Origin of the sequence: Pseudomonas sp. FYR_7 (assembly GCF_043106155.1) — a bacterium.
In the GTDB taxonomy this organism is placed as follows: Bacteria; Pseudomonadota; Gammaproteobacteria; order Pseudomonadales; family Pseudomonadaceae; genus Aquipseudomonas; species Aquipseudomonas parafulva_B.
The window spans coordinates 101,409-108,494 of sequence record NZ_JBICMI010000034.1 but is presented as its reverse complement, the minus strand read 5'-3'; the positions used below and the strand labels follow the sequence as shown (position 1 = coordinate 108,494).

Below are 7,086 nucleotides of genomic sequence, written 5' to 3'. Positions count from 1 at the left end.
CATGCGCCACCCTAACTATTGAATACCAACTCAATATAAATGCCCACACTGATACTCAGAACTCAGAACTCAGAACTCAGAACTCAGAACTCAGAACTCAGAACTCAGAACTCAAAGTTCAAAGTTCAAAGTTCAAATCCCGCCGAGTTTGATTCAAAATCCGGGTAACTACTAAGCGCCCGCCCACAAACCCCACCCCCACCTCCCATAAAGTCCCCACCGACAATACCCATTGACTGTACCACCCACCCCCTCCGCATAATCCCCAACCCACCCGGAGGCCCCATGCACAAGACAATCCTGGTCCTGGTCGAAACCGTGGACACCTACCTACCCCTGTTGACCAACGCTGGCTACCACCTGATCCTCGCCCAAACCCCCGACCTGCGCGCCCAAGCCATCGAGCAAAACGGCCCCCGCATCGACGCCGTCCTCACCCGCGGCCCCCTCGGCCTGACCGCCCAGGAAATCGACGCACTGCCCAACCTGCAGGTCATCTGCGTCATCGGCGCCGGCTATGAGCAGGTCGACCTGCAAGCCGCCCATGCCCGCCACATCACCGTCACCAACGGCGCCGGCGCCAACGCTGACGCTGTGGCCGATCACGCCATGGCCATGCTCCTGGCCCTGCTGCGCAACATCCCACAAGCCGACGCCAGTACCCGGCGCGGCCAATGGCAGCGCGTGATCAGCCCATCGGTCACTGGCAAACGCCTGGGCATTCTGGGCATGGGCGCCGTTGGCCGAGCCATCGCCAAGCGCGCGCATCAAGGGTTCGACATGCCCGTAAGCTACTACAACCGTACACCACGTCCGGCATTGCCCTACACCGGCTACGACAGCGTCCTGGCCCTGGCCGGGGCAGTCGATATTCTCGTGGTCGCCACACCCGGCGGCGCCGATACACGCCACCTGGTGGATGCACAGGTGCTGCACGCACTCGGCCCCCAGGGCTACCTGGTCAACATCGCGCGGGCCAGCGTCGTCGATACCCAGGCGCTGACCCAGGCACTGCAGGGCGGGCAATTGGCCGGTGCGGCCCTGGACGTGTTCGATGAGGAACCTGACGTTCCCGACACCCTCAAGTCGCTGCCGAACACGGTATTGACGCCCCATGTCGCCGGACAATCGCCAGAAGCGGCAGAAGCCACGGTGACGTTGGTCCTGCGTAACCTCGATGCTTTTTTCGCCGGCAAGCCAGTGCTGACACCTGTGCTTCATTAAGCCCCATACTGCCAAATGCCTGCACAAGGGCAGGCAACAAGGAGCGTATCCATGCAACTTGAAATCTTCCAGGTCGACGCCTTCAGTGCCGAACCCTTCGGCGGCAACCCGGCTGCGGTCATCCCGCTCGATCACTGGCTACCCGATGCCGTGCTGCAGCGCATCGCCGAGGAAAATAACCTTTCCGAAACGGCGTATTTCGTACGCAACGGCGAGGCGTTCGACCTGCGCTGGTTCACGCCCACCGTGGAAGTGGACTTGTGCGGCCACGCCACGCTGGCCTCGGCCTACGTGTTGTTCGAACACCTCAATGAACCGGCGCAGGTGCTGCGCTTCAATACCCGCAGCGGTGAACTGCGGGTAACTCGTCAAGCGGACGGCCTGCTGGCCATGGATTTCCCCGCTCGCCAACCAGAGGTCCAGCCCGTGCCAGCCGGTCTGTTGCAGGCGTTGGGCCTGCGCCAAGCGTTGGCGGTATATCGCAGCGACGACTACGTGGTGGTGGTCGATGACCCTGGGTTGCTCGACACCCTCACGCCAGATTTTGTCGCGCTGGCCGGCTTTGACGTGCGCGGCATCGCCGTGACGGCGGCGGGGCGTGGGTTCGATTTCGTGACGCGCTGGTTCGGGCCACGCGTGGGGGTCAATGAAGACCCGGTGACCGGCTCGGCCCATACCTCGCTCGCACCGATCTGGGCACAACGGCTGGGCAAGCAGTCACTTGAGTGCGAGCAGGGCGGTGCGCGCAAGGGCCAGCTGCGCTGCGTGCTGCCGGGCAATGGCCGGGTGATCATCAGTGGGCGGGCGGCGTTGTTCATGAGCGGTACCGTCTACCTATAGGACGGCCCTGTCGTCACGGACAATGCGCGAGCCGACACCAAGGCTTGCCAAATCCGGGCAATGCTGCGAAAAGGACGGCATTTTCGTAGCGGCTGGAGCCTGCGCATGAACCAAGAACTGCAGATCATCGACCTGGTCGAGGGCGACGGCAAAGCGGCCGTCAAAGGTGCCCTGATCACTACCCAATACACCGGATGGCTGGCCGATGGCACCGAGTTCGACTCCTCCTGGTCACGCGGCAAGCCGTTTCAATGCGTGATCGGTACCGGGCGCGTTATCAAGGGGTGGGACCAGGGCATCATGGGCATGCGCGTTGGCGGCAAGCGCAAGCTGTTGGTGCCGGCGCACCTGGGCTACGGGGCGCGTAGCGTCGGATCTATTCCACCTGATTCGGACCTTGCGTTCGAAATCGAGCTGCTTGAAGTGCTGACGCGCGACGACTGACAGGATGGCCCCGTAATGCCCGTGCCAGACGCCTGGAACCCGGGCAGCGGGGAACAAATCGGGTTTTTGGCACTCTGAACCGAACCCGTCGTCAAGGAAGGCACTCACTGCAAAAGGCGCCCTGTGCCCGTCCGGGCGATGCGCGGGTGACCCGTTTGTCACACGAGCCTGCATTGATGAAGTTGATTCCACACCTGCATCGTCGCCGTCATTGGTTGCTGGGCCTGGCCCTGACCGCCGTAGGCGTACCGCTGGCGCTGGACGCCGTCGAGAGCCGCGCGCAACCGGTCGATGGCACCCAGACCCTGGTGTTTCTGCGCCATGCCGAAAAACCCGGTGAAGGCTTAGGCCAATTGAACTGCCAGGGCCTGAACCGTGCACTGGACCTGGCCACGGTTTTACCCGAACGTTTCGGCAAGGCCGATTACGTGTTTGCCGCCAACCCGTCCCGGCACGTGGAGGAGGGCGCCGATGATCAAAGCTACAGCTACCTGCGTCCGCTCATGACCATCAGCCCCAGTGCCATTCGCCTTGGCCTGCCGGTCAACATTGACTACAGCGCCAACGACACCGATGACCTGGCCGATGAGCTGCTCAGCAACAAGTACCGTAACGCGACCATCTATACCGCGTGGTCACACGGCTACCTGCCGGACCTGATCAATACCGTCGCGGAAAAAGCTGTCGGCAAGGAGCACGTCATCACCGAGGATTGGCAGGATGGTGATTTCGACACCCTCTATGTTCTGACCCTGAACTGGCACGATGGCAAGGCCAGCCTGCGCAGCCGTAACGTGCGTCAGGGGCTCGATGACGGTGAGCATAGCTGCCCGACCTGATCCGCTGGTACTGTTGAGCCAGGATGCTGAACAGGGATGAACGATGAAGCGGCAGGTGACGGTGATAGGGGGCGGCGTGGTCGGGCTGGCGACGGCCTATGCGCTGGTGCAGGAAGGCCATTGCGTAGAATTGATCGAGGCCCACGACACCTTGGGGGCAGCCACCAGCTTTGCCAATGGCGGTCAATTGTCCTACCGCTACGTCGCGCCACTGGCTGATGCGGGCGTGCCGTGGCAGGCGCTGGGATGGTTGCTGCAGGGCGATTCCCCGCTGCGTCTGCGCCTGCGTCTGGACCCGGCGCAGTGGCGCTGGCTGTTGGCCTTTACCCTGGCATGTCGACGCGGCGTCAATCGGCGCAACGCCGCCGTCTTGCTTGACCTTGCCCTGCACAGCCAGGCGGTGTTGGCCCAGTGGCGCCAAGCCCAGGACCTCGGCGACTTTGCCTGGCGCCGCAATGGCAAGCTTGTAGCGTTTCGCAGCGAGTCCCAGTTCAAGCGCAGCCGTCTGCAACTGACCGATCCTGATCACCAGCAGGTACTGGGCGCTGCTGAGCTGCGGACACTGGAACCTGCGCTGCAAGAGTCGTCCTTCGTGGGTGGCATATTCACCCCGGACGAAGAGGTAGGCGACTGCCATGCCTTCTGCCTGCGCCTGGCCGCCGCGCTGCAAGCCTCTGGCCAATGCTGGTTCCGGCTCGGTCAGCCGGTGACCCAGCTGCTTCACCGTGGGCATCAGGTGGTAGCGCTGCGCCTTGGCCACGAAGAACTGGCAGTCGATCAGTTGGTGCTGTGCGCCGGTTACCGCAGCGCTGCGTTGAAGTTGCCAGGGGTGAACATTCCGATCTATCCACTCAAAGGGTACAGCCTGACTGCGCCGCTAGCATCAGGGCAGCGTGCGCCTGAAATCAGCCTGACGGACTACGAGCGCAAGATCGTCTATGCCCGGCTGGATCGGCAACTGCGCGTTGCGGCCATGGTCGACATCGTGGGGCAAGACGAGGCGCTGGACAAGCGCCGGTTGCAGAGCATGCGACGCCTGGCCCTGGAGACACTGCCCCAAGCCGCCGATTACGCCCACGCGGTGGAGTGGGCCGGCATGCGACCGGCGACGCCCACCGGTGTGCCGATCATCGGCGCAACGCCTTATCGCAACTTTTGGCTCAACCTTGGCCATGGCGCGCTGGGCTTCACCCTGGCCTGCGGCAGTGGCCAGCGGCTGGCCAGAATGATCGGTTAAGCAGGCCCTGCGCAGGGTCGGTTGCCGATCCCGCGCAGGTTGCGCCGTGGTGCCCTAGCGGCCCAGGCGCATCGGCCAGCCTATGACCTTCTTTGCCCGAGGGGTCGCGTAGGTGCGGACCTTGGACGTACTCAGACCCAGGCGCACCAGCGACTCGGCGATGGTCACCGCCGCGCTGACCCCATCGACCACCGGTACCCCGGTGCGTTGGCGGATCTGCTCGTCCAGCCCGGCCATGCCTCCGCATCCCAGGCAGATGACCTCGGCCTTGTCATCGCGTACGGCCCGTTCGGCCTGCTCGACGATGGCCTCGACGGCGCGCTGCGGATCGGCCTCGAGCTCCAGCACCGCCAGGCCGCTGGCGCGTACCGAGGCGCACCGATCGTAGAGCCCGGAAAGTTTGAGGCGGTCTTCGATCAAGGGCACGGTACGGTCCAGGGTGGTGACCACCGAGTAAGCGTGGCCCAGGTACATGGCGGTACTGGCGGCGGCATCGGTGATGTCCACCACTGGCACGTTCAGCAGCTCCTGCAAGCCTTCACGGCCGTGCTCGCCATAGCCGGCCTGGATCACGGCATCATAGGGGCCCTCATAGGCCAGTACCCGATCCATCACGGCGATGGCGGCCAGGTAACTCTCGAAGTTGCCCTCCACCGATTCTGCGCCGAACCACGGCGTCAGGCCGATGATCTCGGTGCCCGGCGCCGCCACGGCGCGGGCCTGCTCGGCGATGGCCTCGGTGATGGCTTCGGTGGTGTTGACGTTGGCAATCAGGATTCGCATGGGCAGTCCTCCTTGTTCAGTGGCTGCTGTGGTCGACGGCGATGCATTCGCCGCTGACGTCGTGGTAATGACGGTTGCGCGGCGCGATCAACAGGTACAGGGCGGCGGCGATGCCAGCCCCGATCAGCCACGAGAACGGCGCGACGCTGTGGAAGTTGGGGACCAGGGCCAGCACGATGGCCAGCAGGGCCGCCGGCACGAACGCCGCGACCGCGCGCAGGTTGATGCCCTTGGTGTAGTGATAAGCGCCGGCCGGGTCTTCGCTGTAGAGCTGCGGGACGTTGATGCAGCCTTTGCGCAGCAGCCAGTAGTCGGACATGATCACCCCGTACAACGGGCCCAGCAATGCACCCAGGCCGGAGAGGAAGTAGACGATCACCAAGGGGCTGTTGTACAGGTTCCACGGCAGGATCAGCACCGCCAGCGTGGCGCTGATCAGCCCCGCGCGGCGGAAGTTGAGGTGACGCGGTGCCAGGTTGCTGAGCACGAAGGCCGGCGCCACGAAGTTGGCCATGATATTGACCGCGACCGTGACGATCAGGAACGACAGACAGCCCAGCACCAGGAAGGTGGTGTTTGGAATGGCTGCCACGATCTGGGTGGGGCTATCGATGATCTGGCCGTTGATCTTGAATTGAGCGCCGCACAGCACGACGGTGATCACGGCAAACACCAGGATGTTCACCGGCAGGCCCCAGAAATTGCCGACGCGAATGGTCTTGCGGCACGGCGAGGAGCGGGCGAAGTCGCAGAAGTTGAGCACCAGCGTGCCGTAGATGGCCAGCCACAAGGCACCACCGGCAAAAATGTTGCGCCACATCTCGTAACCACTCAGGGGCTCTGCCACCGACCATGCGATGCGGGTGTCGGCCTTGAAGTACATGAATACCGCCAGCGCCGCGACCGTTACCAGGATGACAGGGCCTGCGAAGGCTTCGTAGCGACGCACCATCTCCATGCCGTAGGCGAGGATCACCAGCTGCACCAGCCAGATGGCCACGAAACAGGCCCAGCCCAGGCTGGAAAGGCCAAGGATGCTGTCGTGGTCATAGGCTGCCATTTGCGGCCAGATGGCGCTGAGCAGCACGCGCAGGACCACCGAGGCCAGGTAGGTCTGGATGCCAAACCAGGCGATGGCGATGACCGCACGTATCAGCGCCGGGATCTGCGCGCCGTGAATGCCGAAGGCGATGCGGCTGATGACCGGGAAGGGTACGCCGGTTTTCTGCCCCATGTAGCCCGACAGGTTCATGAAGAAGTACACCAGGGCCGCGCCAATGGCCAACGACAGCAATATCTGCCAGCCGCCCAGGCCCAGGGCGAATAGGCCCATGGCAAATGAATAGTTGGCGATGTTGTGCACATCGTTGGTCCACAGCGCGAAGATGCTGTAACGGCCCCAGCGGCGTCCGGCGATGCGCGTGGGGGCCAGGTCCCGGTTGTGCAGGCGAGGGCTCAGTGCCATGTCCGGCATCGTGTCGGCCGGGGTTGGGTGGGTCTGGGTGCTGGCGACGGATAGTTCAGGGGCAAGGTTGAGGCTGCTACTCATTCCGGCGGGCTCCTGATGCACGTTGACTGCGATGAGCGGGCAGCGCACGGGCTCGCCATCTCGTCGGTGCAGCGTTGGCATCTCGGGTTCTGGGCGCGGCGGCCGACGGTCAATCGGCGTCGCGGGTTCTTGTGTATCTATGTTCGTTGAAACTTGTATACAAAACACAA

Annotated in this window: 7 protein-coding genes; 5 read left to right on the top strand and 2 right to left on the bottom strand. The window is 63.6% G+C overall.

All coding sequences use genetic code 11. From position 1 onward, the window contains the following. Window positions 1–285: 285 nt before the first annotated feature. The 5 genes from ACF8R3_RS09165 (at window position 286) to ACF8R3_RS09145 (ending at window position 4,584) form a co-directional block, all read left to right on the top strand. Window positions 286–1,224, top strand: a complete 939-nt coding sequence (locus ACF8R3_RS09165) for a 2-hydroxyacid dehydrogenase (RefSeq protein WP_196127064.1) — start codon at window positions 286–288, stop codon at window positions 1,222–1,224. A gap of 51 nt (window positions 1,225–1,275) precedes the next feature. Continuing rightward, entirely contained in the window at window positions 1,276–2,064 is a 789-nt protein-coding gene (locus tag ACF8R3_RS09160) for a PhzF family phenazine biosynthesis protein (protein WP_392515504.1), read from the top strand. A gap of 105 nt (window positions 2,065–2,169) precedes the next feature. Then, the gene (locus ACF8R3_RS09155; protein WP_027915980.1) at window positions 2,170–2,508 is read left to right on the top strand and encodes an FKBP-type peptidyl-prolyl cis-trans isomerase; all 339 of its coding nucleotides are present in this window, start codon (window positions 2,170–2,172) and stop codon (window positions 2,506–2,508) included. A 176-nt stretch (window positions 2,509–2,684) separates the two neighbouring features. After that, window positions 2,685–3,347, top strand: coding sequence for a hypothetical protein (locus ACF8R3_RS09150; RefSeq protein ID WP_058639835.1), 663 nt, complete (start codon window positions 2,685–2,687; stop codon window positions 3,345–3,347). 43 nt (window positions 3,348–3,390) lie between these two features. Next, the gene (locus ACF8R3_RS09145; RefSeq protein WP_392515503.1) at window positions 3,391–4,584 is read left to right on the top strand and encodes a D-amino acid dehydrogenase; all 1,194 of its coding nucleotides are present in this window, start codon (window positions 3,391–3,393) and stop codon (window positions 4,582–4,584) included. Window positions 4,585–4,638: 54 nt separating this feature from the next. Here the strand turns inward: ACF8R3_RS09145 and ACF8R3_RS09140 are convergent, their stop codons facing one another. Both ACF8R3_RS09140 and ACF8R3_RS09135 read right to left on the bottom strand, forming a co-directional pair. After that, entirely contained in the window at window positions 4,639–5,367 is a 729-nt protein-coding gene (locus tag ACF8R3_RS09140) for an aspartate/glutamate racemase family protein (protein WP_058639837.1), read from the bottom strand. Between the two features lie 16 nt (window positions 5,368–5,383). Continuing rightward, on the bottom strand, window positions 5,384–6,916 hold the full coding sequence (locus ACF8R3_RS09135) for an NCS1 family nucleobase:cation symporter-1 (RefSeq protein ID WP_058639838.1): 1,533 nt from the start codon (window positions 6,914–6,916) through the stop codon (window positions 5,384–5,386). Between the last annotated feature and the right edge of the window lie 170 nt (window positions 6,917–7,086).

Bases quoted from the DNA above. Each gene is read 5' to 3' on its own strand.
- ACF8R3_RS09165 (WP_196127064.1), top strand. From the start codon at position 286: ATGCACAAGACAATCCTGGTCCTGGTCGAAACCGTGGACACCTACCTA.
- ACF8R3_RS09160 (WP_392515504.1), top strand. From the start codon at position 1,276: ATGCAACTTGAAATCTTCCAGGTCGACGCCTTCAGTGCCGAACCCTTC.
- ACF8R3_RS09155 (WP_027915980.1), top strand. From the start codon at position 2,170: ATGAACCAAGAACTGCAGATCATCGACCTGGTCGAGGGCGACGGCAAA.
- ACF8R3_RS09150 (WP_058639835.1), top strand. From the start codon at position 2,685: ATGAAGTTGATTCCACACCTGCATCGTCGCCGTCATTGGTTGCTGGGC.
- ACF8R3_RS09145 (WP_392515503.1), top strand. From the start codon at position 3,391: ATGAAGCGGCAGGTGACGGTGATAGGGGGCGGCGTGGTCGGGCTGGCG.
- ACF8R3_RS09140 (WP_058639837.1), bottom strand. From the start codon at position 5,367: ATGCGAATCCTGATTGCCAACGTCAACACCACCGAAGCCATCACCGAG.
- ACF8R3_RS09135 (WP_058639838.1), bottom strand. From the start codon at position 6,916: ATGAGTAGCAGCCTCAACCTTGCCCCTGAACTATCCGTCGCCAGCACC.